A 26107-nucleotide genomic window follows, 5' to 3' on the forward strand; every position below is an offset into this window, starting at 1 on the left:
CGGTGCTGTAATGCCCTTATGCACTTCAACCATTACGGCGGCGAGGCCGCCCGGCTGGCCGCCGACCTGGTCAATCTGACGGAGACACCACGCCCCGAGGACCTGGAGACACTGCTCGCCGCGCACGGCGTCGTGAACCGCGCGCTCACGCCCGCGCAGGTCGAATCGATCTGGGAATGGAGCCGGAGGCTCGCCGCGTGTTTCGGGCGACAGGACCTCGAAGAGCGCTGCCAAGCGGTCAACGAACTCCTCGCGGACGCATCGAGCAGCCCCCGGATCTCCCTGCACGACGGGCAGCCCCACCTGCACTACAGCGCGATCGGTGCCGACGCGGCCGCACACATTCGTGCCGTCACGGCCGCCGGGCTCGCCTACGTCATCTGCTCGGCCGACGCCGACCGCCTCGGCCGCTGCGCACGCCGGAGCTGCGCCCTGGCCTTCGTCGACACCTCCCGCAACGGCCGCCGCGCCTACTGCTCGGTGCGCTGCGCCAACAACGACGCCGTGGCCCGGCACCGCGATCGGGGGCGCGCATCACAAGACAGAACACATTCCTAACACGAGGGGTGTTGTGTTTGAGGGGTCCGCTGTTAGCTTGTCGGGCGACGGCAGGAAGGAACCGCTGTGAGCCCCGATGAACTCCCCACGGGTTCAGCAGAGTTGCTGAACCCACAGGCGCGCCAGGAGCGCATCCGCGACCGGGTGCTCGAGCTAGGCTCGGCCCGCATCGAGGACCTGGCGCGTGAGCTGGGGGTCAGCGTGATGACGATCCACCGCGACCTGGACCGTCTCGCCGATGAGGGGTGGCTCCGCAAGACGCGCGGGGCGGCCACGGCCCAGCAGTCCGTGCTCTTCGAGAGCAACGTCCGCTACCGGACGACCCAGCAGGGCGAGGCCAAGAAGGCGCTGGCCGGCGCCGCCCTGGAGCACATCGACCGCGGTCAGGCGATCCTGCTGGACGACAGCACCACGTCCCTCGCCCTCGCCCGCGCGCTGCCCGAGAGCGGACAGCTCACCGTCATCACCAATTTCCTCGCCATCGTCAACGCGCTCGCGGGCCGCCCCGGCATCGAGCTGATCTCGCTCGGCGGCAGCTACGACCCGCACTACGACGCCTTCCAGGGCATGGCGACCTGCGACCGCATCAAACCCCTGCGCGCCGACACCGTCTTCATCTCGACGTCGGCGGTCGCGGACGGCCACTGCTACCACCAGTCGCAGGAGGCGATCCTGGTCAAGCGGGCGCTCCTGGAGGCCGCCCAGCGCCGGATCCTGCTCGTCGACCACACCAAGTTCCAGAAACGGGCGCTGCACCGGGTCGCCCCGCTCAGCGACTTCGACCTCGTGATCGTCGACGACCGCATCTCCGGGCCCGAGTTGGAGGCGCTGCGCGAGGACGGCGTCAATGTGCAGGTCGCCGCCCTGAGCCCGGAAAAGCCGGAGTCCCGAGCCACCTGACCGACCCCCGAACCACCGTGACCCACCCCTGAACCACCGTGCTCCCACCGGATCCACCCCCACACGGATCCGTGTCCCCCAACCGCATCTCATCCGCGCAAGAGCCGACTGCCAATGGAGGTAGTAGTGATCAGTGTGCCGAAGCGAATGCAGGCCGTGGTCGTCCACGGGCCCGAGGACTATCGTCTCGAAGAGGTCGATGTCCCCACACCGGGTCCCGGTGAGCTGCTGTTGCGGACCGAGGCGGTGGGGGTGTGCGCGAGCGACCTCAAGTGCTACCACGGCGCCCCCAAGTTCTGGGGCGACGAGAACCGCCCGGCGTGGGCGCAGCGCGGCATCATCCCCGGTCACGAGTTCGTCGGCGTGGTGGTGGCCGGCGACGACGCCGCGCTCGCGGCCCAGAACGTGAGCGTCGGCGACCGCATCGCGTGCGAGCAGATCGTGCCGTGCGAAGAGTGCCGCTACTGTCGGCGCGGTCAGTACTGGATGTGCGGCCCGCACGACATGTTCGGCTTCCGCAACCACCACGGCGCCATGGCGCAGTACATGGTGGTTCCGTCGAAGGCCCGCGCCCACAAGGTCTCGCACGACCTCGCGCCGCACCACGCCGCGTACGCGGAGCCGCTGTCCTGCGCGCTGCACGCGGTGGAGCGCGCCGACATCCACTTCGAGGACGTCGTGGTGGTCGCCGGCTGCGGGCCGATCGGCCTGGGCCTCATCGCGGGCGCCCGGCAGAAGAACCCGCTCAAGATCATCGCGCTCGACCTGGACGACAACAAGCTCGAACTGGGCCGCCGCACGGGCGCCGACATCGTCCTCAACCCCGCCAAGGAAGACGTCGTCGCCCGCGTCAAGGAGATGACCGACGGCTACGGCGCCGACGTCTACCTGGAGGGCACCGGCGCGACGCCCGCGGTCTCGCAGGGCCTCAACCTGCTGCGCAAGCTGGGCACGTACGTCGAGTACTCGGTCTTCGGCTCGGACGTCACGGTCGACTGGTCGATCATCTCCGACGACAAGGAACTCGACGTCCGCGGCGCCCACTTGGGCCCGCACTGCTGGCCCGCGGCGATCCGCCTCCTGGAGGAGGGCAAGGTGCCGGTCGACGACATCTGCACCCACCAGTTCGGCCTGGCCGACTTCCAGAAGGCGCTCGATCTGGTCGCGGACACCTCCGGCGCCTCCGTGAAGGTGTCCATCCTGCCGAACGCCGAGTCCGAAGCGGTGGTCGCGTGACGGCGGCGGCCACCGGGTCCGCGAAGGCCCCCGAGACCCGGCTCGACCGCATGGGCATACCCCACCCGCTGCGCTGGGGCTTCCTCGCCGTCCTGGTCTTCATGACCGGCAACGGCACCGAGTCCAACTTCATCGCCCCGCACATCGAACACGTCCTGGGCAGCACCACCGCGACGGCCAGCACCATCATCTCCATGTACGGCGTGGCCGTACTGGTCGGCAGCTACCTCTCCGGAGCCCTCACCGACCTGTGGGGTCCGCGGCGGGTCATGCTGCTCGGCACCGTCGTGTGGGTCGTGTTCGAGGCGCTGTTCCTGGCGGGCCTCGCCGCCGGCAGCATGCCCATGGTCTTCCTGACCTACTTCCTGCGCGGCTTCGGCTACCCGCTGTTCGCCTTCGCCTTCCTGGTGTGGGTGAACCTCGTATCGCCGAAGGAGCGCAACGGCGCCGCGGTCGGCTGGTTCTACGTCATGTTCACCGGCGGACTGCCCACGCTGGGCTCGCTGTTCGCACTCGGCATGATCCCGGCGTTCGGCGGTTCGACCGGCGGCGAGACGGGCGCCATGGCGGCATCCACGGCGCTGGTGGTGATCGGTTTCCTGATCGCCCGGTTCGCCGTCAAGGAGCCGCACGGATCGCAGCGGGTGGCCCCGGCCGACAAGTCCTCCTTCGAAGTCCTGTCCGCGGGCCTGCGCCTGACGGCACGTCAGCCCAAGGTCCTCATGGGCTTCCTCGTGCGACTGATCAACACCGCCCCGCAGTACGGCATGTTCATCATCCTGCCCGGAGTGATCGCGGACGACCGGGGCTGGGGACAGAGCCGCTGGCTCACCATGACCGTCCTCGTCTACGCGACGAACATCCTCGTCAACGCCCTGTTCGGCGCCATCGGCGACCGCTGGGGCTGGCGCCGCACCGTGCAGTGGTTCGGTGTGTTCGGCTCCTCCATCGGCCTGCTCGCCTGGTGGTACGTGCCGCAGCTGGTGCCCGCCGGATCCACCTGGGGCTTCTGGGTGTCCGTCGTCGCGGGCTGTGTGTTCGGCTGCCTGCTCGCCGGGTTCGTGCCGATGGGCGCGATCATGCCGGCGCTCGTGCCGGCGGAGTTCAAGGGCGCGGCCATGGCCATGTACACCACGGCGGCAGGTGGTGCCTCGTTCCTCGGCTCCGCGGTGGTCGCCGCCGTGCTCTCCGTCGGCCTCGGAAACGCCGGAGTGGTGTGGGCGTTCGTCGTGCTCTATGGCGCGGCCTTCGTCATGGTCTCGTTCCTCAACGTGCGCCAGAGCGAGCCCAGTTCACAGGAGGAGCAGGCCGGGGCCGTCATGGCCCGCTGACTCCGACCGCGGCCCGCCGATCCCGACCGCGAACCCACGCGCGATGCAGCGTAGTTGTTTTGGAGGTTCCCTCGTGACCAGACTCTTCGACGACCCGGCGAACTTCGCCGAGGACCAACTGGCCGGCTTTCTCGACCTGTACGCGGACCGGTTGCGCGGAGTACCCGGAGGTGTCGTCGCCCACCGCGGCGAACGGCCACAGGTGGCGGTCGTCATCGGCGGCGGCTCGGGCCACTACCCCGCCTTCTGCGGAACGGTCGGACCGGGCATGGCCCACGGCGCGGTGGTGGGCAACGTCTTCACCTCGCCGTCGGCGACCCAGGTCTACTCGGTCGCGAAGGCCGCCGACCAGGGAAGGGGAGTGATCCTCAGCTTCGGCAACTACGCCGGGGACGTGCTGAACTTCCGGATCGCCGCGGACCGGCTCAACGCCGAGGGCATCGACACCCGGATCGTGATCGTCACCGACGACGTGGCGTCGGCCGAGGAAGAGGGCAGGCGCCGGGGCATCGCGGGCGACTTCACGGTCTTCAAGGTGATGGGCGCGGCGGCCGCCGAGGGCCTCGGCCTCGACGAGGTGGAACGCCTCGGCCGCGCCGCCAACGCCGCGACGCGCAGCCTGGGCGTGGCCTTCTCCGGCTGTACGCTGCCGGGCGCGGGGGAGCCGCTCTTCGAGGTGCCCCAGGGACATCTGGGCCTCGGCCTCGGCATCCACGGCGAGCCCGGCATCGAGGACGTACCGATGCTGAAGGCCGACGAGCTGGCGGCGCTGCTCGTGGAACGCATCCTCCAGGAGACACCCGCCTCCGCGGGCCGCCGGGTGGGCGCGATCCTCAACGGCCTCGGTGCCACCAAGTACGAGGAACTCTTCCTGCTCTGGGGCCGGGTGTCCGCACGCCTGCGGGAGCGCGGGATCGAGATCGTCGACCCCGAGGTGGGCGAGCTCGTGACCAGCCTCGACATGGGTGGCTGCTCGCTCACCCTGATGTGGCTGGACGAGGACCTCGAGCCGCGCTGGCGCGCCGACGCCTACACCCCGGCGTACCGCAAGGCACGCGCACCGCTGACCGGCCTGCACGCCGCCGACGCGAACGGCGGCGCGGCGGCGGTCACCGAGATCCCCGAATCCTCCCCCGCAGCAAGGGAGTTCGCCGACGCCATACGCGGCGCTCTGTCGACCATCCACCACACCATGGTGGACAACGAGGAGGAACTGGGACGCATCGACGCGGTCGCCGGAGACGGTGACCACGGCCGGGGCATGGTCCGGGGCGCCCGGTTCGCCGCGGAGCGGGCCGAACAGGCGAGCCGGGAGGCCGGCGCCGGATGGCTGCTGCGACAGGCGGGCCAGTCCTGGGCCGAGTACGCGGGCGGCACCTCGGGCGTGCTCTGGGGCGCGGCACTGGAAGCGTTCGGACGCTCACTGGACGACGCGGCGGAGTCGTACAAGGCCGCCGATGTCGTCAGGGGCGTACGGGCGTTCGCCGACGCTATCGGCGACCTGGGCCGGGCGGCACCGGGCGACAAGACCATGCTCGACGCCCTGCTCCCGTTCGCCGACACACTGCAAGAGGCAAATGACTCCGGTGTCGACCCGGCCGAGGCCTGGCGCGCGGCGGCCGAGGCGGCGACCCACGCCGCCGAGGCGACGAAGGACCTGCGCCCCAAGATCGGCAGGGCCCGGCCGCTCGCGGAGCGCAGCCTGGGCACCCCCGACGCGGGAGCGACCTCGCTTGCCCTGATCGTGACGGCACTGGCCAGGACTCCGCACGCACAGGGTGGCCGGCCACACGATCAGCCACTCGAACAGAACCGACAAGGAGTGACAACGGCATGACGGACCGGCTGCGTCTGGTCGTCGGCTGCGACGACGCCGGCTTCGAGTACAAGGAGCGCATCAAGGCCGACCTCCAGGCCGACCCGCGCGTCTCCGAGGTACTCGACGTCGGCGTGGAGGCCGACGGCACGACCGCCTACCCGCACATCGGCGTGGCCGCGGCCCGCCTCGTCGCCGAGGACCGCGCCGACCGCGCCCTGCTCATCTGCGGCACGGGCCTCGGCGTGGCGATCTCCGCGAACAAGGTCCCCGGCATCCGCGCGGTGACCGCCCACGACGTGTACTCCGTGGAACGCTCGGTGAAGAGCAACAACGCGCAGGTGCTGTGCATGGGCCAGCGCGTGGTCGGCCTCGAACTGGCCCGCAAACTCACCTCCGAGTGGCTGGAACACCGCTTCGACCCGGCCAGCTCCTCGGCGGAGAAGGTGGCGGCCCTGACCCGCTACGAGACGGATCCCGGCGGGGCGGTTCCGGAGGGGGTGGGGTTCACGGAGTGCTGAGGAGGGACGGCGATGGACGCCGAATGGACGTCTCGACGAGTCCCGTGCCACGCGCGTAATCCGCTCCTGCGGAACAGAGTTGACGGTGCGTGACACCAAGCCGCCCATCGATGCCCTCGGATGCCCCCTCCCATCCGAGACGCCGGAAATCTTCCTCGCGGACAGTCGCCGAACATGGGACATGCCGCCGCAGGACGCCGGACGCAGAGGCGTCCGGCGTCCTTGACGTGCGATCGGACGGCTCCCTACCGTCGCCGCCCGTTCACCAGATGTCGACGTGGCGGGGGCCTGGGCCCGTTCCGTCACCCGCGAGGAGCTTCGATGAGACGAACGCGCAGCGTCGGTGGTGCGGTGGCGGCCGCGGCTCTGGCACTCTCCCTGGCTGCCTGTTCGGGCGGCTCCGGAGGCTCGGACAGTACGGGCGGCGGAGCCGGAGGCAAGCACCTCACCATCGGCACCGCAGCGGAGGTGCCGCACCTGATCCCGCAGAACGATCTCGGCGCGACCGGGATCCAGATCGAGTCCGCGCTGTGGGCGCCGCTCACCCAGGTCGACCCGAAGGACGGCCACTTGCGCAATGTGGTCGCCGACTCGATCAAGTCCAAGGACGCCAGGACCTGGACCATCAAGATCAAGCCGGGCTGGACGTTCACCAACGGCGAGAAGCTCACCGCGAAGTCCTTCGTGGACACGTGGAACTACACCGCGTACGGGGCGAACGGCTTCGCCAACAACGGCTTCTTCCAGCGGGTCGAGGGCTACGAGGCGCTCAACCCGGCGAAGGGGAAACCGAAGCGCGACACGCTCTCCGGCCTGAAGGTCATCGACGACCTCACGTTCCAGGTGAAGCTGAAGCAGCCGTTCTCGCCGTACCCGACGACCCTCAGCTATCTCGGTGCCACGGCACTCGCCTCCGAAGTGCTGAAGGACCCGGAGAAGTACACCCACAAGCCGATCGGCTACGGGGCGTACAAGCTGGACGGCGCCTGGAAGCCCGGACAGTCGGTCAATCTGGTGCGCAACAAGGGCTACAAGGGCGGGGACGTTCCCGACGCCGAGTCGATCAGCTTCCGGTTCTTCGCCAATCCGGAGACCGGCTACAACGAGTTCCTCGCCGGGAACCTGGACTTCGCGCCGCTGCCGACATCCAAGATCGATACGTACAAGCAGGAGGCCGCGGGCCGGTATCTGCAGGCCAAGGCGGCCAACCAGACGGGCTATCTGGTCCTGCACGTCAACGTGAAGCCGTACGACGACCTCAAGGTGCGCCGGGCCCTGTCACTCGCCCTGGACCGCGCCGCGCTCGCCAAGCTGAAGCCCGGCAGTGTCCCGTCGACGTCCTTCACACCGCCGAGCATCGCGGGCCACCGCGACGACACATGTGGTGACTGCAAGCTGGACGTGGCCAAGGCGAAGAAGCTGCTGAGCGAGGCGGGCGGATTCCCCGGCGCGCTGAAGATCTACTACTCCACCGACGACTCCGGCAGCCAGGTCTACGCGGAGGCGATCGGCAACATGTGGCGCCAGAAGCTCGGCATCAAGGTCAAGTACGACGGCCAGCCGGGCAGCGAGATCGGCAAGCTGGACGACGCGGGCAAGCTCGACGGCGTCCGGATGCAGGGCTGGGGTCACGACTACCCGTCGATCGAGGACTATCTCACCCCGGTCTTCGCCTCCTACGGCGATGTCAACACCGGCAAGTACGACAACCCCGAGGTCGACAAGGCGCTGCAGACGGCAAATGGCATCGCCGACCAGCAGCGGGCGATCAAGGCATACCAGAAGGTGGAGGACATGGCCGCCGCGGACATGCCGATCATCCCGCTGTCCCTCGTCAGCCCCATCTACCTGCACGCCAAGGGGGTCGCACCCCTCAACTCCCCTTACGCGGGAGTCGATCCGATCCCGTCCACCCTCACGCGCTGAGCTTCATCAGCCCCGCACGGGCCCCGCATCACCTCACACCGGCCCCGTACCGTCCCGCGTCGCGGCCGGTGCGGGGCCGGCTTCGCCGTCGGGCCCGCCGACGGCCGGCATCAGTTCGCGCAGCCATTGTTCGGCCTGTGCCACGTGTGTGTGGGCCGCGCACGTGGCCGCGGCCGGATCGCGGTCGGAGATCGCCCGGGCCAGCTCCCGATGGCCCTCGTCGCTGCGGCGCCGCAGGTGCGGGCCCTCGGGCAGCGTGAAGATCTGGTACTTGCGGGAACGGGAGCGGAAGACCGAGATCAGCGCGGCGAGCGTGGGGTTCGCGCCGATCCGTGCGATCTCGCAGTGGAAGTCGTGGTCGAGCTCGGAGGCCTTGTCGGGGTCGTCCGTCAACTCCATCGCCTCGACAAGGCCGTTGAGGATCCGCACATCGTTGTCGGTGCGCCGCGCCGCCGCACGCGCCGCGGCGTGCCCCTCCAGCAGCCGCCGGATCTCGTACATCTCGAGCAGCCCGGTCAGCGGCAGCAGGTCCACCGTGAGTGACAGGCTGCCGATCAGGTCCTGGGGGCGAAGCCCGGAGACATAGGTGCCGGAACCGTGCCGCGGCTCGATCACGCCCAAGGCCGCGAGCATGCGCACGGCCTCGCGCAACGGTCCCCGGGACACACCGAGTTCGGCGCACAGGTCGGCCTCGGCGGGTATCCGCTCGCCGGGCCCCAGGCGCTCCGTGGCAATCATCCGACGCAACCCGTGGAACGCCTTCTCCACTGCCGACATCGGTTACCTCCCCCTCTGTAGCCGGCCGGGGAGTCATCGTATGACTTCAACTCCTGGCGATGGGCGGCATATTGAATGCCGAGCAAGAGGGGTTGTGCGGGTGGCGGGCACCTGCCAAGATTCCCGCATTCATCAGATGACTCCTTGGTCACGAGTGAGTCGGCAGTGATGACGCACGCGGTGATCCGCTGCCCTGCGGGCGGTCGGAGCGCCGTGTCCTACCGGTTCCGTCGCCGGTGCCTTCCCGGGCGCCGGAGCGAGGTGCCGCGCCTGTCCGGAAGCAGGGAGGGAGTAGGGCATGGAAACGCTTGGCACCGGATGGCGGGACGTCGTGCGCTACGAGGTCCTCGGGCCGGTCCGTGCGCTGCGTGCGGGTACCGGCCTCCGTCTCGGTACACCTCAGCAACTCGCGCTGCTCGCCGTGCTGTTGCTGCACGGCGGCCGGCCGGTGGAACGGCACGAGTTGGTGTCCGCCCTGTGGGGTGAGCGCCCTCCGGCCGGCGCCCACGGACTCCTGGCGACCTACGCGGCGCGCCTGCGCAAGGTCCTCGAACCCGACCGCCCGCGCCGCACCTCACCCCGCGTCCTCGTCACCCGCAACACCGCGTACGGCCTCGAACTCGGCCGCGACGACCTCGACCTGTGGCGCTTCGAGGACGCCGTGGCAGGGGCCCGCAGCGCCCGCCGCAACCGGGATCTCGACGCCGCCCGGTCCGGATACGAGCGGGCGCTGACCGTATGGACGGGCGAGGAGGCCCTGGCGGGGGCGGCCGCCCCGTTCGTGGCGGCGGAACGCCTGCGGCTCGGTGAACTCCGGCTCGCCGCTCGCCTCGAACACGCCGAAGTGCTCCTGGAGTTCGGCGCCTCCGAGGAACCCGTCGAGGTGCTGAGACCCCTGGTCCGCGCCCACCCGCACCACGAGCGGCTGCACGCCCTGCTCATGCTCGCCCTCCATCGGGGCGGTCGGACGGGGGAGGCGCTGGAGGTCTACCAGGACATCCGGCGAGCCCTGCTCGCCGACTTCGGCGTGCCGCCGGGGCTGCGCCTGGCCCGTACCCACGAGCGGATCCTCGCTGCGGACCCCTGGCTGCAGCCTCGCGCCGCCACTGTTCCTCTCGTTCCCGCACAACTGCCCAGAGACATCGCCGACTTCTCGGGACGTGCATCCGAACTGGGCCGACTGCGCCACCTGCTGGCAGCACAGCACGGCGTCGTGGCCGGCCCCAGCATCCTGGTCACGGGGCCACCCGGCGTCGGCAAGTCCGCCCTCGCCGTGCACGCGGCCCACCAGGTCGCACCCCGCTTCCCGGACGGTCAGCTGTACGCGGAACTCGGTGGCGCCACCGGGAGCCCGGCCGAACCCGCCGACGTACTGGGCCGGCTCCTGACCGATCTCGGCGTACCTCCCGCGGAGCTGCCCGACGGTGCCGCCCACAGGGCAGCCCGCTTCCGCACCCTCACCGCGCGCCGCCGTCTGCTGGTCCTGCTCGACGACGCCCATGACGAGGCGCAGGTCCGGCAGTTGCTGCCGGGTGGACCTGGCTGTGCGGTGCTGGTCACCAGCCGGTCCCGTCTCGCCACGCTGCCCGGGCGGTCGGCCGTGCCGCTGTCCTATCTGCGCGAAGAGGAGTCGCTGCGCATGCTGACCCGGGTGGCCGGCGCCGACCGGGTCGCCGCGCAGCCGGCCGCGGCCCGCACCCTGGCCCGTGTCTGCGCGGGGCGGCCGCTGGTCGTACGAGCGCTCGGCGCGCGGATCGCCGACGCGGACGCGGCCGAACTGCCCTTACTGGCCGACCGGTTGACGTCTCCCGGCTCGCGGGCCGGGTGACTCCCCGCCGGTCCACAGCCGAGCAGCACCCGCAGTCCACGCACCCCCGAGACACCAAGGAGAAGCGCATGCGCCGATCTCGTCATGCGGCCCACGCCGTCACCGCCCTCGCGGTGGCCGTCGCCGCCAGTGCCTGCTCGTCCGGGAGCTCCGACGACGGCGCCTCGGGCGGCAAGAAGTCCGTCGTCGTGGCGTCGAAGAACGAGATACCCGCCATCAACCCGGCCAAGGACAACAGCTCCACCAGCATCCAGCTCGCCTGGGCCATGTGGGCTCCGCTCACCGACCTCGACCAGAAGACCGGCAAGCTGAAGTACGTGGTGGCCGACTCCGTCACCTCCAAGGACGCCAGAACCTGGACCGTCAAGCTCAAACCGGGCTGGACGTTCACCAACGGCGAGAAGCTGACCGCCAAGGCGTTCGTCGACACCTGGAACTACACGGCCTACGCGCCCCACGGCTACAAGAACAACGGCTTCTTCAGCCGCATCAAGGGCTACGACGACCTCAACCCGGCGAGCGGCAAACCCAAGAAGACAACGATGTCGGGCCTGAAGGTGCTCGATGACCTCACCTTCCGGGTCACGCTCGACAAGGCCTTCTCCCCGTACCCGACGACGCTGATGTACTACGGCTCCGTCGCGCTCGCCCCCGAGGTGCTCAAGGACCCCGACGCCTACGACCACAAGCCGATCGGCTACGGGCCGTACAAGCTCAAGTCCGAGTGGAAGGCCGGGCAGCCGGTCGTCATGGTGCGCAACAAGAAGTACCCGCTCAAGGGTCCGGAGGCGGACCAGCTCACCTACCGGTTCTTCTCCAACCCGGAGACCGCCTACAACGAGTTCCTCGCGGGCAACGTCGACTACACCATCGTCCCCGACACCAAGGGCGACACCTACAAGAAGGACGCCCCCGGCAGGGGTGCCGTGTCCAAGGCCGCGGTGAACATGACCTACCTCGCGCCGCCGGTCAACTCCGCCCCGTACAAGGATCCGAAGGTGCGCCGCGCCCTGTCGCTCGCCCTGGACCGCAAGGCCCTCACCAAGCTGCGCGCGGGCTCCTTCCCCGCCACCTCGTTCACCGCGCCCTCGCTGCCCGGGTACCGCGAACACACCTGTGACGCCTGTACGTTGGACGTAGCCAAGGCCAAGGCGCTCCTGAAGCAGGCGGGTGGCTTCCCGGGCACACTGAAGATGTACTACAACAGCGACGACCCCGGGCAGCGGGTCTTCGCCGAGGCGCTGGGCAACATGTGGCGGCAGAACCTCGGCATCAAGGTCGCCTACGTCGGCAAGCCCGCCATCGACCTCAGCTCCCTGTTCAGCAAGGGCAAGATCGACGGCATGTACCTGGCCGGCTGGGGCCACGACTACCCGTCCATCGAGGACTGGCTCACCCCCATCGTCGGCAGCCACGGCGACGTGAACGGCGCCCGCTACAGCAACCCCGCCCTCGACAAGCTGATCGACGAGGGCAACGCGCTCGCGGACCCGGCCGCGGCCATCAAGAAGTACCAGGCCGCCGAAGACCTGGAGGCCGAGCAGATGCCGATGATCCCGCTGTACCACAAGCCGGACGCCTATCTGCACGCCCCCGGGGTCGAGCCGCTGGACTCCCCGTACGCCGGGCTCAACCCGGTCTGGTCGACCGTCTCCCGCTGAACTCCCCGACACAACTCCCCGACACCACAAGGAGATCCACGATGTTCAGGTATGCGCTCCGGCGCCTGATCATCATGGTGCCGATCGGGATCATCGTGACGTTCATCGTCTACGCGATGGTGTTCGCCCTGCCCGGCGACCCCATACAGGCACTGTCCGGCGACAAGCCGCTCGCCCCCTCGGTGATCGCGGCCAAGCGCGCCTACTACCACCTCGACGATCCGCTGTTCTCCCAGTACCTGCACTTCATGGGGAACCTGCTGCAGGGCAACCTCGGCCAGACCTTCGACGGCCAGGACATCGGCGAACAGCTCGCCCTGCGCTGGCCGGTCACCCTCCAGCTCGGACTGACCGCCCTCGCCATCCAGACCGTGTTCGGCCTGCTGTTCGGCATCTACGCCGGCTGGCGGCGCGACGGGCTCGTGGACCGGGCGCTGCTCGGCGCCACCCTCGCGGTGCTCGCCGTGCCCGGTCTCGTCGTCATGTTCTTCGCCCAGTCACTGTTCAGCGTCCAGCTCGGCTGGTTCCCGGTCTCCGGCAGCGCCGATGGCTGGCCCACCAGCTATCTGCTGCCCGCCACGGTCCTCGGCGTGCTGGGCTTCGCCGGGCTCGCCCGCATCACCCGCACCAGCCTCGTGGAGGTGGCGGGCGCCGACTTCGTGCGCACCGGCCGCGCCAAGGGACTGTCCCCGCAGCGCATTCTCTGGCGCCACGTGCTGCGCAACGCCCTGCTCCCCGTGATCACGTTCATCGGGCTCGACCTGGCCGGCACGCTCGGCGGCGCGATCATCACCGAGGGCATCTACAACCTCAACGGCATCGGCCAGTTCATGTTCCGCTCGATCGGAATGAAGGAGGGCGGAGTCGTCGTCACTCTCTCCACTGTCCTGCTCATCGGCTACATGGTCGTCAACCTGATCGTCGACCTGCTCTACGGCCTCCTCGACCCGCGGGTGCGTCATGTCTAGCCCCGCGCTGGTCGTGGCGACCGAGACCGAGCCGACCGCAGAGGACGCCCCCGCGGGCGCCGCGGTCCTGCGCGAACTGCTGCGCAAGCCGCGGTTCGTCCTGTCCGGTGTGGTGATCCTCGTCATCGTCGCGATGGCGGCCTTCCCACGCCTGTTCACCTCAGCCGATCCCACCGCCTGCAACCTGCGGTACAGCAAGGTCGGACCCTCCGCGGCGCACTGGTTCGGCTACGACATCCAGGGCTGCGACTACTTCGCCAATGTCATCTACGGCGCCCGCCCCTCGGTCCTGGTCAGCGTCTCCGTCAGCCTCGTCGGCTTCGTGGTGGCCTGCACCCTCGGCATGCTCGCCGGATACTTCCCCGGGTTCGTCGACGGCCTGGTCTCCCGCACCGCCGACGTACTGTTCGCGCTGCCCGGCCTCGTCGCGATGATCGTCATCCTCCAGGCCTTCTCGGCCCGTTCGGTGTGGACGATCGCCTTCGTGATCGTGCTGCTCGGCTGGCCCGCCGGGATGCGCCTGATGCGTTCCACGGTGCTGTCCGTGCGCAGCCGCGAGTACGTGCTGGCCGCCCGGGTGCTCGGCGCGACCGCCCCGCACATCCTGCGCAAACACATCTTCCCGAACTCCGTGGCTCCGCTGCTCTCCCTCACCACGCTCTCGGTCGGTGTCGCCGTCGGCACCGAGGCCGCGCTGACCTTCCTCGGCATCGGGCTGCAGCCGCCCACCATCTCCTGGGGCCTGCAGATCGCCATCGCCGCGTCCTACCGCGACGACATCCACCTGTTCCTCTTCCCCGCGCTGTTCCTGACGCTGACGGTGATGTCCTTCATGATGATGGGCGACACCGTGCGGGACGCGCTCGACCCGAAGTTGCGGAGGTGAGCGCGGACATGACCGCCACCGACACCGTCGAGCACACCGCCCCGCTGCTCGAAGTCACCGACCTCACCGTCGAGTTCGACACACAGGGTGGCACCCTGCGCGCCGTCGACGAGGTCTCCTGGTCCCTGCACCGGGGCAAGACGCTCGTCGTCCTCGGCGAGTCCGGTTCCGGCAAGAGCGTCTCCACGCAGGCCATCACAGGCATCCTCGACACACCGCCGGGCCGCGTCCGCACGGGCAGCGCACTCTTCGACGGCCAGGACCTGATCGCGATCCCCGAGAAGCAGCGACGCCGGATCATCGGCAGCCGCATCTCGCTCGTCTTCCAGGATGCCCTGTCCGCCCTCAACCCCGTGCACACGGTCGGCCGCCAGATCGCCGAGCTGTACCAGGTGCACCGCGGCATGTCCCGCAAGGACGCCATGCGCCGGGCCGCCGACATGCTCGACCGGGTCGGCATCCCCAGCGCCCGCGCGCGGGTGCGCGACTACCCGCACGAGTTCTCCGGCGGCATGCGCCAGCGCGTCATGATCGCCATGGCGCTCGCGCTCGGCCCCGAGGTGCTCATCGCCGACGAACCGACCACCGCGCTCGACGTCACCGTCCAGGCCCAGATCCTCGAACTCCTGGAGGAGATCCAGCAGGACAGCGACATGGGCGTCGTCCTCATCACCCACGACCTGGGCGTCGCCGCCGAGATCGCCGACGATCTCGTCATCATGTACGCGGGCCGGGTCATCGAATCGGGCCCCACCGCGCTCGTCCTCGGTGATCCGGCCCACCCCTACACCCAGGGCCTGCTGCGCTCGATGCCGTCGAGCGAGATGAAGGGTCTCGAACTGCCCGCCATCCCCGGCACCCCGCCCAACATGCTGCGCCTGCCGAGCGGCTGCCCCTTCAGGCCGCGCTGCTCCAAGGCGATCGACCTGTGCGCCACCGAGCGCCCCGAGCTGCAAGCCCTGTCGAGCGGTGGCCCCCGCAAGGCCGCCTGCCACCTCGCGGACACCCTCGACACCACGCAGACCCCCTCACTGGCCGGAGGCGCCTCATGAGCGACATACTCCTCCAGGCGACCGGCCTGGCCAAGCACTACGCCACCGCGCCCCGGCTGCGGCCCGGGCGCGCCAAGTCCCTGGTACGTGCCGTCGACGGCGTCGACCTCGAACTGCGCAAGGGCGAATCCCTCGGCATCGTCGGCGAGTCCGGCTGCGGCAAGTCGACCCTGCTGCGCCTGCTGTGCGCGCTGGAGCGACCCACCGCCGGCAGCCTCACCTTCGACGGCCAGGACGTCGGCCGGCTGCGCGGCGCCGCACTGCGCCGCTGGCGACGCCGCGTCCAGGTGGTGTTCCAGGACCCGTACGCCTCGCTCAACCCGCGGATGCGCGTACGGGACATCATCGGAGAGGGGTACGACGTCCACCCCGACGCCGTCCCGAAACAGGGGCGCCGCCACCGGGTCGAGGAACTGCTCGAACTGGTCGGCCTGGAGCCCGCGCACGCCGACCGGTTCCCGCACCAGTTCTCCGGCGGACAGCGCCAGCGCATCGGCATCGCCCGGGGCATCGCCCTCGGACCCGACGTCCTCCTGTGCGACGAACCCGTCTCGGCACTCGACCTGTCCGTACAGGCCCAAGTGGTCAATCTACTGCTGCGCCTGCAACGGGAGTTGGGCCTCAGCCTGGTCTTCGTCTCCCACGACCTCGGCGTCGTACGCCACATCTCCGACCGGATCGCGGTCATGTACCTGGGCAAGGTGGCCGAGTACGCCGACGCCTCCCACCTCTACGAACAGCCCGCCCACCCCTACACCCGGGCACTGCTGTCGGCCGAACCGTCCCTCGACCGGATCCGCAAGCCCGACGCCCCGCGCCGCCGCCGCATCGTCCTCGCCGGTGACCCGCCGTCGCCGGTGAACCCGCCTTCGGGGTGCCGGTTCCACACACGGTGTCCGGTGGCGCGGGACGTGTGCCGACACACCGAGCCGGAGCTGGAACAGGTGGCCGGGAGGCTGGCGGCCTGTCACTTCGCGGAGGAGCTGATCGGCGCGGACGCTCTATGACCCCGCCCCCGACAACGTCTCCAGCGAGCGGCCCTTCGTGGCCGTGGACAGCGTCAGCGTGAGGACGCAGCCCGCGGCGAGGACCGCGCAGATGAGGGTGAAGACGCCGGTGAAGCGGAGGGAGGCGTACATCGTGCCGATGAGCATGGGGGCGACGATGCCGCCGATCCGGCTGAAGGCGTCCGACGTGGCTGCCGCCATCGAGCGCAGCTGCGTCGGGTAGACCTCCGGGAGGTACGTGTACAGCGGCGCGTAGAGGCCGTTCAGGAAGAAGCCGAGGAGCAGGCTGAGGACGAGGACCGAGAGGTCGGTATCGGCCTGCGAGACGAGGAAGGCACAGAGCGTGGACGCGGCGAGGCAGGTCACGATCGACCACTTGCGGTCGGTACGGTCGGCGAGCCAGGCCGCGGGGTAGTAGCCGAGCACCTGGGCGACCTCGACCAGCAGCGCGTAACTGAAGCTGTCGGTGATGCTCATGCCCCGGTCGAGCAGCATGCTGGGCAGGAACGTCAGGAACCCGTAGTAGGCGAAGCTCGCGACGAAGAACATGCTCCATACGACGATCGTCTGGCGCAGGTACGGGCCGCGCCACAGGCCGGTGAACTGTGCGGCCGCGCCCAGGTCTTCGTCGCGTGCGGCCGTTCCGGGCGGCTCGGGAGCGGGGAGGGGTGTGCCGGTGCGGGTGCGGACCGATTCCTCCAGTCTGGTCACGACTGCCTCGGCCTCGTCGTCGCGGCCCTTGAGCAGCAAGTAGCGCGGCGACTCCGGCAGATTGCGCCGCCACCACAGGGCGAGGATCACGGGCAGGCCCACGAGGACCAGGCCCCAGCGCCACCCGTGGTCGACGCGGGCCACGACGAACGTGCCCACCAGTGCGGCCAGTACGTACCCCAGGCCGAAGAACCCGGCGAGGGAACCGACGTAGGTGGCTCGCTTCGCGCGCGGCGCGAACTCGGCCAGGTAAGGGATCACGATGTTGACGTTGATCCCCACGCCCACGCCCGCGAGGAAGCGCAGGGCCAGCAGGAACCCGTAGTCGGGGGCGGCGGCCGACAGCAGTGTGCAGCCGCTGTACAGGACCAGGGACCACAGGAGCAGCGGCTTGCGGCCCACCCGGTTGCCAAGGAGTGCGAGCGACAGGTCGCCCACGAGCGCGCCGGCCAGCGTCGCGCTCGCGATCAGGCCCTGCTCGCTGCCGGTGAGCGCGAACGCCGTGGTGATCAGCGGGAGCAGGAAGGACATGATGCCCAGGTCCAGGCCGTCCAGGGTGGTGCTGAGTCCGCCCTGGGTGAGGATGCGGCCCTGCACCCATGTCATGGGGAGGCGGTCGATGCGGGCCGTCAGCCGGGCGGCGCGTGCGTCCGGATCGTCCGGGGGCGGTGTCACCGTGGCCGGCGCCGGATCCTGCGCCGGTTTGCGTGGCATGTTCGCTGTCTGCTCAGATGTCATGGCCCGTCGGCCTTTCGCTTTCGAGAACGGCGGAGTAGAGGCGCAGCCAGTTGCCTCCGACCACCGCGTGCGCCTCGTCGGGTGCGAAGCCGAAGTCGACGAGCCTGCCGGCGACTTGGGCGAGGCCGGAGGCGTCGGTGAGCCACTCCGTGGTGTCGGTGTCGGAGGCGGATGATGTGCCGAGGTCCGCGCCGCGCTGTTCGCCGCGTGTCCAGCGCCCCTTGCGCATCCACGTGAACTCCGCCGCCCCCGCCTTCGGGCTCAGGTCCGTGCCGATGGCGACGTGCCGCACTCCGACCAGGTCGACCGTGCGGGCCACCATCGCGCACCAGTCGTCCAAGGTGCGTGCGTAGTGACCGCAGATGGAGCGGTACGTGGCGAGGCCCACGACCCCGTCCCGCGCGGCGAGCGCCTTGAGCGTGGCGTCGTCCGCGTTGCGCGGATGGTCGTACAGGGAACGGGGATTGGCGTGGGTGAGGGCCACCGGGAGCGCGGAGTGCTCGATGGCGTCCCGCCGGGTGCGCTCGCCGGAGTGCGAGAGGTCGACCAGCATCCCGACCGCGTTCATCTCGCGCACCACTTCACGGCCGAAGCGGGTCAGCCCCGGGTCGGACTCCTCGTAACAGGAGCCCCCGAACTCGGTGTTGTTGTTGTACGTCAGCTGCATCACGCGCAGCCCCATGTCGTGGAAGAGGCGGACGAATCCGAGCCGGCCCTGGAGCGGGCTGGCGTTCTGCGCACCCAGGAGGATGGCGGTGCGGCCCTGCTCCTTCGCCCGTTCGATGTCGGCCGCGGTGCGTGCCGGAACGACCAGGTCGGCGTTGGCGGCGAGGAGGTCGTTCCAGGCGGCCAGCGCGTCCATGGTCTCGACGGCGTCCTCCCAGAACGCGACCGTGGCCGTCGCGCAGGTCACGCCGCCCGCGCGCAGTTGGAGGAAGACGTCGCGGTCGTAGGGGCCGCATTGAAGGCCGTCGATGACGAGGGGGGTGTCCCGGGTGGGGGCAGGGGTGGTGGCTGTGGCGGTCACGAGGCGACCTCCACCGGCTCGTCCTCGCCGACCTCCGCGAGGATCTCGCCGCCCGGGCCGAAGAGCGAGTCCCCGGCGTGGGTGCGCGACAGCGCGCTGTCCGGAGTCAACGCCGCCTCCGCCTCGGCGACGAAGCGCTGCCACAGCGCGCCCGTGACCGGCATCCCGTAGGTCAGGGCGCGCAGCTCGGCGGCGTCCGGCCCGGGACCCGGGCCGGCGGGGGCGGGCGTCGCGGTGACCGTGGACCCGGTGAGGGCCAGGTCCACGCCGTGGCGGCGGGCGAGGGGTGGCAGGGCGCGGACGGCCCAGTCGTCGCCGGGGACGGCGAAGGTGGCGGAGCCGTCGGTGTGGGCGGCGGCCACGGCGAGGTCGAGGAGGTCGGCGGCCGTGGCGAGTGCGGGTTGCGCGTCCGGGGCGGGGAACTGCGGTGTGGTGCCGTCCAGTTGGGGCCGCAGGTGCCGGGCGCGCAGCGCGGGCAGCGCGTCCAGCAGACCGGCCAGGCCGTCGAGTCCGTGTGTCTCGGCGCCGACGACGATGTCCCGGATCGCCGCCACGGAGCCGAACGGGATCGCGGTGGTCAGCAGCACCCGGCCGGTCATCAGGCGCAGCTCGCGGACCGATACGCGCAGGTCGGCGGGGGCGTGGTGGACAGGGGTGGGGGTCACGCGTTCTCCTCGGTGCGGGTGGGAGCGGCGGCGGCCGGTCGTGCGGGCAGCGTCCAGTCGTCGCGGTCGTGTCGGTGGATGGCGTGGCGCGTGGGCGCGCCGTGGAAGAGCAGGCCGAGGACGTTGCGCCCGGCGGAGTCGGCGGTCTTGTCCAGGCCGTGGACCGCCGAGTTGAGGAACCGTACGAGGTACGCGGGCACGAACGCGTCGTCGGCGATGTTCATGTGCGGGCTGTGCAGGGTCAGTTCGGCGAGGGCCTGCACGCGCGCCACCGTGTCCCGGTGCCCGGGATGACGGACGCAGAACGCTCCCGTGGTCTCGCGCGGATCGGCCGCCTTCAGATCCGCGTACAGGGCCTGCACCGAACGAGGCACGTTGAGCTGCCAGTCGAGGCCTTCGGCGACCTCCTCGCGCGGCCCGCGCCGCGGCTCCTCGGCGGCACGGGACTTGTACCAGATGTGGCGCAGCGCGCCGGGCGCGGTCAGATCCAGGTCGAGTGCCCAGCGGTAGGCGGTGTCGAGGTGCTCCAGGAGGGCCCCGGTCGTCTGCTGAGGCGTGGCGGTCAGTGTCTCGTCCACCCGCTGCCGTTCGACGAGCGGATCCGTGAGGTCCGGCACGCTGTCGATGAGCACACCGGCGAGGGTCTCGACGGCCCGCTCGTCCAACTCGGCGTTCCACCGGGCCCACAGGCGCGGAAGCGCATCGTCGCCGCCCGGCCGCTCCAGGGCGTCCAGGAGGGCGAGCGCCCGGTGCAGGGAGCGGGCGAGTTCGGCGGGCGGTTCGAACTGGTCGTAGACGGTGGGGTCTTGGGCGTGGAAACGCGCGGTGCGCTCGATCAACTCTCGTACGACGGACAGGTGCGCGGCGCCGCGCCGCGCGTCCAGGGCCTGCGCGAGGGCCTGTTCGCGCAGATCGAGCCAGCGGTCGACGAGGAGGGGGTGGTTGTTGGCGAAGAAGACGAGGCCGAGCGCCGAGGCGTTGCCGAGCCCCAGGCGGCGCCGCAGTTCCGGGTCGAGCGCGGGGGCCTCGGGGTTGCGCTGCCGGGCCAGATGCTCGGCGAGGTCGGCGGCGAACTCGCGCATCAGATAGGCGGCGAGCATCTGCGCGTGCAGCGGCGCGGCCAGCGGATGGTTGTCGGGCAGCGCCGTGAAGGAGCGGGTGCCGAACGTGCCGTTGCCGTCCAGGCCCGTGTTGCGCATCAAGTAGCCGACGTCCCACAGACGTTGAGCATCCGGCTGCCGTCCCTCGGCGAGGCTGGAGACGACGTGCTCGAACAGTCGCAGGCTGCGGTTGGAGCGGCACCACACCAAGGTGTGCGCGGTGGCCCGGCCCCCGTACAGCTTCGGCATCTCCCGTTCGGTGTGCGCGAGTTCGCTGTCGTTCGCGGTGCCGTCGAAGAGCGCGCCCGTCATGTCCCAGTCGGTGCCGACGATGCGGCTGGTACGTCCTTCCAGGCGCGGCTGAAAGGAGAAGGCGACGAAGTCGAGGGGCCCGCCCGGCGTCCGGACGCGGTAGCGGGCGCGGCCGCGGGCCTCCTCGTCGATGGCGAACTCGAGCCGCTCGATCCGCCAGCCCTGTGCCGTCATGCGGTTGACCAGGGCCCGGCTCGCGCTGAGCCGGGTGGGCGGGATCTGGGCGAGGCGCTCGGGCCGCAGGAGCCGGTCCGGGGTGCGCTCGGTGGGATCGGTGTGTGCCGCGGGTTCGGTGTGTCCGGCGGGTTCGACGACGGAAAGGGGCACGTTCATACGCAGTCCTGATGGTGTGTGGGTGGTACGACGGCGGGCCCGGGGGAGCGGGCCCGCCGGGAGTGGGGTGGAGGTGCGGGTGTCAGCCGTGAAGGCGAAGGGCGCCGCCGGTGTCGAGCCGGAGCAGCTGCTCGATCTCGTGGGCCGTGGGTCGCAGCACGGCGAGCGCGTCGGCCGTCGTGATGCGCTCGCGTGGTCCGTGCACGCTGAGAGCCGCGACGACCTGGTTGCCGGGGCGGCACAGCGGGACGGCGAGCGCGGCGATGCCGTCCTGCTCGTCGTCGGTGGACGTCGCCCACCGGGTGCCGTTGAGGATGCTGAGCTCGTCGGTGTCGGGCAGGGCGACGCCCCGTTCCCGTAGGGGTCCCGTGATGTCCTTCGGGCACAGCGCCGCGAGCAGGCGTCCGGAGGCGCTGGAGGTCAGGCTGAGTCGGTCGCCGAGGAGCAGCGTGGCGTGCAGGGACCGGCCCGGATCGGCGCGCTGGACGACCCGCGCGGTGTCCGTGTCGAGCACGGCGATGCTGACGACCTCGCCGGCCTGCCGCGCGGCGCGCTCCAGCAGCGGAGCCGTGCGCTCACCGATGCCGGCCTGGCGCAGGGCGGCGTGTCCCAGGTGGGCCGGGCGCAGCGTCAACCGGTAGGCACCGTCCGGGAGTTGCTCCATCCAGCCCGCCGCTTCCAGGGTGACCAGCTGGCGGTGTGTCTCGGCCCGCGATGTGCCCATGGCCCGGGCGAGGGACGAGACCCGTACGGGTTCCGTCGCGTCGGCCAGGGAGTCGAGCAGTGCCAGGGCCTTCAGGACCGTGGCCAGGGGAGGTGTGGCGGGTCGTGGCGACCCCGGCGTCGCGGAGCTTGTCACAGTATTCATGACACCGTCTTTCTTTGAGAGACGGCGGGACTGTAGGGAGCGGGCGGGGGTTGCACAAGGGGTTGACGTGTTAATTCCGGGTCACCCTTGCGATTGCATTAGGTTAGCCTTACCTAATCTTTACTCATCGGCTGGCTCATCGGATCGACAGGGAGACCGCGCCCCATGTCCTCGCTCAACAGACGCGTCCACCGCACCGCGGCGGGCGCCGTCGCCCTGGTGTCCTGCACCGCGTTCACGCTGACGGAAGCCGCCGCTACGGCCGGTTCGACGCTCATGTCCGCGCCGCTCGCCCCGGGCCTCTACCAGTCCGCGTACTCCGAGAGGAACGACGTGCTCTGGGCGACCAGCTCGGTGGGGCAGCCGCCGGCGCCGGTCACGGACTCGCGGTTGGTGCGTCTCGACCCCGACACACTGGAGGTCGAGGCGACCTACCCGACACCCCTCGACGCCGGTGACGGCACCATCGAAGCGGCCTACGGCATCGATGTGGACGACGAGCACAACACGGTGTGGGTCACGAACACACGCAACGACAGCATCGCCGTGTACAGCCAGAGGACGGGCCGCCACCTCGCGACCGTGCCGGGCGTCGCGCACGCGCGCGAGATCGTCGTCGACGAGCAGCGCGACACCGTCTGGGTCACGGCCTTCGGTACCGGTTCGGTCGTCGCCTTCAATACCCGTACGTACGACGAGATCCGGCGTGTCACCGTCGAGGGGGCGGGCCCCACGGGCCTCGCGGTGAACGAACGCACCGGAGCGGTCCACGCCACCGACTTCACGCACGACCGCGTCATCCAGATCACCCCCGACTCCTCCGAGCCGCGCCTCCTCCCCACGGGCGACGGCCCCCTCTCCATAGCCCTGTCGGCGAACGGCCGGACTGCCTACACCGCCGACCAGGGTGCGGGTGGTGTGTCCGTCGTGGACCTGCGCAAGGGGGCGGTCGTCAGGTCGATCGCCACCGGGGAGGGTGCCAAGTCCCTGGCCACCGTGGGCCGTTCGGCGCGCGTGTTGGTCGTCAACCGGCTCGCCGACAGCGTCTCCGTCGTCGACACACGTTCGGGAGCGGTGAAGGAGACGATCGACACCAACGCGCTCCCCAACCATGTGCACATGAGTGGCGCCGGCACGGCGTACGTCCTGGACAAGTCGGGCGCCGGGCCCAAGGGCGAGGACCATGTCACCCGGATCGACGTGGCCCGCTGACCTCGACGGGTGCCGCGCTGCCCTCGGCTCTGGTCGGCCCGACTCCGGGTCAGCTCTGGCCGGACTCGATGCGTTCGACCTCGTCCTTGGCCTCCTTGAGGCCCACGCCGGTCGCCTCGCGGTAGGCCTTGATGGCCTCGATCTTCTTGCCGTCCCGCACAAGCGCGCGTACGCCGTCGAGTCCCGGGACGAGCGTGCCGGTCTCGATTCCCAGGTGCCCGATGACCAGATCGAGCTTCCGCTCGACGCGGGCGGCCCTGCGGTCGGCACGGTCGACCTTGCGCTCGATGGTGCCGACCGCGATGAGCGCTCCGACCAGGAGGATGAGTATTGCAGCGATGTCCATAATCGCTGATCCTAGGCAACACGGATGACGCGGATGACGCGCATGACGTGGAAGACGCGGATGACGGGAATGGCGCGAATGCCACGCGGGCTGCTGTACGTCATTGGATCCTGAGGTGATGACCGACCCGACCCAGGATCCCCGCTTCCTTCGGAACCCCTACCCGGCCTACGCGGCCATGCGGGCCACGTGTCCGGTGCGGCCCGTACCGGCCGGCTCGGCCGGCCGCACCAACTACGTGGTCACCGGCTACAAAGAGGCCAGGGAAGCCCTCAACGACGCCCGGCTCTCGAAGGACACGGCCGCGTTCTTCGCGGGCAAGGAATCGCGGCGACGCCTGCACCCCGCGGTCGCGCACACCATGCTCGCCGGCGACCCGCCCCAGCACACCCGGCTTCGTAAGCTGGTGACGAAGGCGTTCACGACAGGGGCTGTCGCGCGGCTGCGTCCGTTCATCGCGCGCGTCACCGAGGAGCTGCTGGACCGGTGGCCCGTCGGTGAACCGTTCGACTTCGTGGCCGGTCTTGCGGTGCCACTCCCGGTCGCCGTGATCTGCGAACTGCTCGGGGTCCCGGCGCCCGACCGGCCCGACGTGCAGCGCTGGTCCGCGGAGCTGTTCGCGGCGGGGGAGCCCGACGCCATCGACGCGGCATCGCACGCGATGGCGCAGTACATGACGGCCCTGATCTCCGCCAAACGCCGCGATACCGGCGACTCCCTCCTGGACGGGCTCATCGCAGCTCGCGACGGAGAAGACCGCCTCAGCGAGCACGAACTCGTCTCCCTGGCCGTCCTGTTGCTCGTGGCCGGACACGAGACCACCACCAACGCCCTCGGCAACGCCGTCCTGGCGCTGCTGCAGCACCCGGCCCAGCTGGATCGCCTGCGGCGGAACCCGGACGACATCCCCGGCGCCGTGGACGAACTCCTCCGCTTCGACTCCGCTGTGAGCACGTCCACCTTCCGGTTCACCACGGAGGCCGTCACGCTCGGCGGCACCGAAATCCCTTCAGGCGTACCGGTGTTGGTCGCCCTGGGTGCAGCCAACCGCGACCCGGCGCGGTTCCCCGGACCGGACGAGCTGGATCTGGACCGGGACGCCGCCGCCCACCTCGCGTTCGGCCACGGCATCCACCGCTGTGTCGGCGCACCGCTGGCCAAGGCGGAGATGGAACTCGTGCTGCGAGCCGTCCTTGCACGCTTCCCGGAGCTCCATCTGGCCGTACCGGCAAACGAGTTGATGTGGCGACGCACCCGCCTGGTCCGCGGTCTGTCGTCGCTTCCCGTCGTCGCCCCGGGAACGCAGCTCCGCACCTCCGCCGAAGAGAAGGTCGAGCGATAACAGGTCGTGCGGCTCTTCCCGCTCCAGTAAGGTCGGGATCTTCAGGCGGCCGAGGTCGCTCTGGAGTCCTTGAAGGTACGGGTCACCGTCATGCATCCAACCGATCACCCCGCCCGGAGCAGACTCGACGCGGCACTGGCCGATCTCGCCACCGTCTTCCACGGAATGACCGCGCGCCCGGACGAGGCCAACTGCGAGTGTCATTGGGGGAGCGCGGAGGAGCTGGCCCTCCTCAAGACGCCCGACACGGAACTCGACCCGGACCTCCTGCGCCGCACTTGGCAGGCCATTGACTGGACGGATCACGGAGCCGTGCTGCGCCGCATCCTGCCGCAGTTCGCCGCCGCCCTGGTGGCGGGTCGCGTCGATCCGCTGTTCGGCCTCGAGGAGGCAGGGCACTCCTTCGCCCGTGGCCGCTGGCAGCGGTGGCCCGACGAGCAGGCCGCTGCGGTACGCGAGTTTCTGCACGCCTGGTGGGCGCAGAGCCTCACGGATCCGGACGCCGCCGTCCCGGCACACCAGGTCATGGCGATGTGCGCCGAGGCCTCCGGCACGGTCGCCCCCTGGCTGGCCGACTGGGAGCAGCAGACCGGCCCCCTCAGCGACCAACGGCTGGCGGAGGCCGCGGAGGCGTGGGAGTACGAGCTGCTGGGCGACCAACTCCCGTGGTACGTCAACTGGTACGAGAACGACGAGGACCGGATGAGCGCCGACCTGGCGACCTGGCTCCACGCCCACGCCGCGACGCGCCTCCGCGCTTCAGGCGCCTCGCCGGAGCTGCTGCGCCGCATCGCACTGCTCGCACTCACCGGAGAGGACCGCTGGACGCATCCGCACTGGCCGGGGCATCGCTACTGACGCCCGCTGCCTCGACTTCGGCCTCGCGACCTGCGTGACCGGGGGCGGGGCCCTGGCGGAAGGGGGCCGCGAGGCGCTGAGGCGCTGAGGCGCTTCGCGAGGTGACTGATGGGGCACAGACCTGCGCT

Annotated in this window: 23 protein-coding genes; 16 read left to right on the forward strand and 7 right to left on the reverse strand. The window is 70.3% G+C overall.

Annotation, left to right across the window (positions count from 1 at the left end; all coding sequences use genetic code 11):
- The first annotated feature begins 18 nt into the window (after positions 1-18).
- From ACOKM3_RS38595 to ACOKM3_RS38625, 7 genes are all read left to right on the forward strand, one after another.
- Positions 19-558, forward strand: a complete 540-nt coding sequence (locus ACOKM3_RS38595; protein ID WP_426905938.1) for a CGNR zinc finger domain-containing protein — start codon at positions 19-21, stop codon at positions 556-558.
- 66 nt (positions 559-624) lie between these two features.
- Positions 625-1458: a DeoR/GlpR family DNA-binding transcription regulator gene (locus tag ACOKM3_RS38600; protein ID WP_426905939.1), complete on the forward strand. Its 834-nt coding sequence runs from the start codon at positions 625-627 to the stop codon at positions 1456-1458.
- Between the two features lie 126 nt (positions 1459-1584).
- Positions 1585-2694, forward strand: coding sequence for an alcohol dehydrogenase catalytic domain-containing protein (locus ACOKM3_RS38605; protein WP_426905940.1), 1110 nt, complete (start codon positions 1585-1587; stop codon positions 2692-2694).
- Positions 2691-4025: an MFS transporter gene (locus ACOKM3_RS38610; protein WP_426905941.1), complete on the forward strand. Its 1335-nt coding sequence runs from the start codon at positions 2691-2693 to the stop codon at positions 4023-4025. The genes ACOKM3_RS38605 and ACOKM3_RS38610 overlap by 4 nt, the downstream gene beginning before the upstream one ends.
- Positions 4026-4098: 73 nt before the next feature.
- Positions 4099-5862: a dihydroxyacetone kinase family protein gene (locus ACOKM3_RS38615; protein ID WP_426905942.1), complete on the forward strand. Its 1764-nt coding sequence runs from the start codon at positions 4099-4101 to the stop codon at positions 5860-5862.
- On the forward strand, positions 5859-6362 hold the full coding sequence (locus ACOKM3_RS38620; protein WP_426905943.1) for a ribose-5-phosphate isomerase: 504 nt from the start codon (positions 5859-5861) through the stop codon (positions 6360-6362). The genes ACOKM3_RS38615 and ACOKM3_RS38620 overlap by 4 nt, the downstream gene beginning before the upstream one ends.
- 321 nt (positions 6363-6683) lie before the next feature.
- The gene (locus tag ACOKM3_RS38625; protein WP_426905944.1) at positions 6684-8288 is read left to right on the forward strand and encodes a peptide ABC transporter substrate-binding protein; all 1605 of its coding nucleotides are present in this window, start codon (positions 6684-6686) and stop codon (positions 8286-8288) included.
- 33 nt (positions 8289-8321) lie between these two features.
- Here the strand turns inward: ACOKM3_RS38625 and ACOKM3_RS38630 are convergent, their stop codons facing one another.
- Positions 8322-9065, reverse strand: a complete 744-nt coding sequence (locus tag ACOKM3_RS38630; RefSeq protein ID WP_426905945.1) for a FadR/GntR family transcriptional regulator — start codon at positions 9063-9065, stop codon at positions 8322-8324.
- Between the two features lie 298 nt (positions 9066-9363).
- Here ACOKM3_RS38630 and ACOKM3_RS38635 point away from each other — a divergent pair, with 298 nt between their 5' ends.
- The 6 genes from ACOKM3_RS38635 to ACOKM3_RS38660 all read left to right on the forward strand — a co-directional run bounded on the left by ACOKM3_RS38635 (position 9364) and on the right by ACOKM3_RS38660 (position 16467).
- On the forward strand, positions 9364-10893 hold the full coding sequence (locus ACOKM3_RS38635; RefSeq protein WP_426905946.1) for an AfsR/SARP family transcriptional regulator: 1530 nt from the start codon (positions 9364-9366) through the stop codon (positions 10891-10893).
- Positions 10894-10961: 68 nt separating this feature from the next.
- Positions 10962-12554 carry a peptide ABC transporter substrate-binding protein gene (locus ACOKM3_RS38640; protein WP_426905947.1) on the forward strand — a complete coding sequence of 531 codons (1593 nt, stop codon included), beginning with the start codon at positions 10962-10964 and terminating at the stop codon, positions 12552-12554.
- Positions 12555-12595: 41 nt separating this feature from the next.
- Entirely contained in the window at positions 12596-13522 is a 927-nt protein-coding gene (locus ACOKM3_RS38645; RefSeq protein ID WP_426905948.1) for an ABC transporter permease, read from the forward strand.
- On the forward strand, positions 13515-14408 hold the full coding sequence (locus ACOKM3_RS38650) for an ABC transporter permease (protein WP_426905949.1): 894 nt from the start codon (positions 13515-13517) through the stop codon (positions 14406-14408). Before ACOKM3_RS38645 ends, ACOKM3_RS38650 begins: the two co-directional genes overlap by 8 nt.
- 8 nt (positions 14409-14416) lie before the next feature.
- Entirely contained in the window at positions 14417-15460 is a 1044-nt protein-coding gene (locus ACOKM3_RS38655; protein ID WP_426905950.1) for an ABC transporter ATP-binding protein, read from the forward strand.
- On the forward strand, positions 15457-16467 hold the full coding sequence (locus tag ACOKM3_RS38660) for an ABC transporter ATP-binding protein (protein ID WP_426905951.1): 1011 nt from the start codon (positions 15457-15459) through the stop codon (positions 16465-16467). The genes ACOKM3_RS38655 and ACOKM3_RS38660 overlap by 4 nt, the downstream gene beginning before the upstream one ends.
- On the opposite strand, the gene ACOKM3_RS38665 is transcribed toward ACOKM3_RS38660, so the two are convergent.
- From ACOKM3_RS38665 to ACOKM3_RS38685, 5 genes are all read right to left on the reverse strand, one after another.
- On the reverse strand, positions 16462-17892 hold the full coding sequence (locus tag ACOKM3_RS38665; protein WP_426905952.1) for an MFS transporter: 1431 nt from the start codon (positions 17890-17892) through the stop codon (positions 16462-16464). The two genes, ACOKM3_RS38660 and ACOKM3_RS38665, sit on opposite strands and share 6 nt — an antisense overlap.
- 13 nt (positions 17893-17905) lie before the next feature.
- Positions 17906-18943, reverse strand: coding sequence for a dipeptidase (locus ACOKM3_RS38670; RefSeq protein WP_426905953.1), 1038 nt, complete (start codon positions 18941-18943; stop codon positions 17906-17908).
- Positions 18940-19608 carry a hypothetical protein gene (locus tag ACOKM3_RS38675; RefSeq protein WP_426905954.1) on the reverse strand — a complete coding sequence of 223 codons (669 nt, stop codon included), beginning with the start codon at positions 19606-19608 and terminating at the stop codon, positions 18940-18942. The genes ACOKM3_RS38670 and ACOKM3_RS38675 overlap by 4 nt, the downstream gene beginning before the upstream one ends.
- On the reverse strand, positions 19605-21353 hold the full coding sequence (locus ACOKM3_RS38680; RefSeq protein WP_426905955.1) for a hypothetical protein: 1749 nt from the start codon (positions 21351-21353) through the stop codon (positions 19605-19607). Before ACOKM3_RS38680 ends, ACOKM3_RS38675 begins: the two co-directional genes overlap by 4 nt.
- 82 nt (positions 21354-21435) lie before the next feature.
- Positions 21436-22221, reverse strand: a complete 786-nt coding sequence (locus ACOKM3_RS38685; protein WP_426905956.1) for an IclR family transcriptional regulator — start codon at positions 22219-22221, stop codon at positions 21436-21438.
- A 165-nt stretch (positions 22222-22386) separates the two neighbouring features.
- On the opposite strand from ACOKM3_RS38685, the gene ACOKM3_RS38690 reads away from it, so the two are divergent.
- Positions 22387-23433 (forward strand): YncE family protein, encoded by a 1047-nt coding sequence (locus ACOKM3_RS38690; protein ID WP_426905957.1) that lies wholly within the window; start codon positions 22387-22389, stop codon positions 23431-23433.
- A 49-nt stretch (positions 23434-23482) separates the two neighbouring features.
- On the opposite strand, the gene ACOKM3_RS38695 is transcribed toward ACOKM3_RS38690, so the two are convergent.
- Positions 23483-23779 (reverse strand): ribosomal protein L7/L12, encoded by a 297-nt coding sequence (locus ACOKM3_RS38695; RefSeq protein ID WP_426905958.1) that lies wholly within the window; start codon positions 23777-23779, stop codon positions 23483-23485.
- Between the two features lie 118 nt (positions 23780-23897).
- Here ACOKM3_RS38695 and ACOKM3_RS38700 point away from each other — a divergent pair, with 118 nt between their 5' ends.
- Both ACOKM3_RS38700 and ACOKM3_RS38705 read left to right on the forward strand, forming a co-directional pair.
- On the forward strand, positions 23898-25121 hold the full coding sequence (locus ACOKM3_RS38700) for a cytochrome P450 family protein (protein ID WP_426905959.1): 1224 nt from the start codon (positions 23898-23900) through the stop codon (positions 25119-25121).
- Positions 25122-25211: 90 nt separating this feature from the next.
- Positions 25212-25979 (forward strand): hypothetical protein, encoded by a 768-nt coding sequence (locus ACOKM3_RS38705; RefSeq protein ID WP_426905960.1) that lies wholly within the window; start codon positions 25212-25214, stop codon positions 25977-25979.
- Positions 25980-26107 lie beyond the last annotated feature (128 nt).

The sequence above is a fragment of the Streptomyces nidicola genome (assembly GCF_050106155.1).
Classification (GTDB): domain Bacteria; phylum Actinomycetota; class Actinomycetes; order Streptomycetales; family Streptomycetaceae; genus Streptomyces.

What these genes read in the sequence shown, in the direction of transcription:
- ACOKM3_RS38635 (WP_426905946.1), top strand. Translation starts at nt 9,364, where the DNA reads ATGGAAACGCTTGGCACCGGATGGCGGGACGTCGTGCGCTACGAGGTC.
- ACOKM3_RS38690 (WP_426905957.1), top strand. Translation starts at nt 22,387, where the DNA reads ATGTCCTCGCTCAACAGACGCGTCCACCGCACCGCGGCGGGCGCCGTC.
- ACOKM3_RS38640 (WP_426905947.1), top strand. Translation starts at nt 10,962, where the DNA reads ATGCGCCGATCTCGTCATGCGGCCCACGCCGTCACCGCCCTCGCGGTG.
- ACOKM3_RS38625 (WP_426905944.1), top strand. Translation starts at nt 6,684, where the DNA reads ATGAGACGAACGCGCAGCGTCGGTGGTGCGGTGGCGGCCGCGGCTCTG.
- ACOKM3_RS38645 (WP_426905948.1), top strand. Translation starts at nt 12,596, where the DNA reads ATGTTCAGGTATGCGCTCCGGCGCCTGATCATCATGGTGCCGATCGGG.
- ACOKM3_RS38655 (WP_426905950.1), top strand. Translation starts at nt 14,417, where the DNA reads ATGACCGCCACCGACACCGTCGAGCACACCGCCCCGCTGCTCGAAGTC.
- ACOKM3_RS38650 (WP_426905949.1), top strand. Translation starts at nt 13,515, where the DNA reads ATGTCTAGCCCCGCGCTGGTCGTGGCGACCGAGACCGAGCCGACCGCA.
- ACOKM3_RS38705 (WP_426905960.1), top strand. Translation starts at nt 25,212, where the DNA reads ATGCATCCAACCGATCACCCCGCCCGGAGCAGACTCGACGCGGCACTG.
- ACOKM3_RS38665 (WP_426905952.1), bottom strand. Translation starts at nt 17,892, where the DNA reads ATGCCACGCAAACCGGCGCAGGATCCGGCGCCGGCCACGGTGACACCG.
- ACOKM3_RS38620 (WP_426905943.1), top strand. Translation starts at nt 5,859, where the DNA reads ATGACGGACCGGCTGCGTCTGGTCGTCGGCTGCGACGACGCCGGCTTC.
- ACOKM3_RS38695 (WP_426905958.1), bottom strand. Translation starts at nt 23,779, where the DNA reads ATGGACATCGCTGCAATACTCATCCTCCTGGTCGGAGCGCTCATCGCG.
- ACOKM3_RS38595 (WP_426905938.1), top strand. Translation starts at nt 19, where the DNA reads ATGCACTTCAACCATTACGGCGGCGAGGCCGCCCGGCTGGCCGCCGAC.
- ACOKM3_RS38680 (WP_426905955.1), bottom strand. Translation starts at nt 21,353, where the DNA reads ATGAACGTGCCCCTTTCCGTCGTCGAACCCGCCGGACACACCGAACCC.
- ACOKM3_RS38630 (WP_426905945.1), bottom strand. Translation starts at nt 9,065, where the DNA reads ATGTCGGCAGTGGAGAAGGCGTTCCACGGGTTGCGTCGGATGATTGCC.
- ACOKM3_RS38700 (WP_426905959.1), top strand. Translation starts at nt 23,898, where the DNA reads ATGACCGACCCGACCCAGGATCCCCGCTTCCTTCGGAACCCCTACCCG.
- ACOKM3_RS38685 (WP_426905956.1), bottom strand. Translation starts at nt 22,221, where the DNA reads ATGAATACTGTGACAAGCTCCGCGACGCCGGGGTCGCCACGACCCGCC.
- ACOKM3_RS38660 (WP_426905951.1), top strand. Translation starts at nt 15,457, where the DNA reads ATGAGCGACATACTCCTCCAGGCGACCGGCCTGGCCAAGCACTACGCC.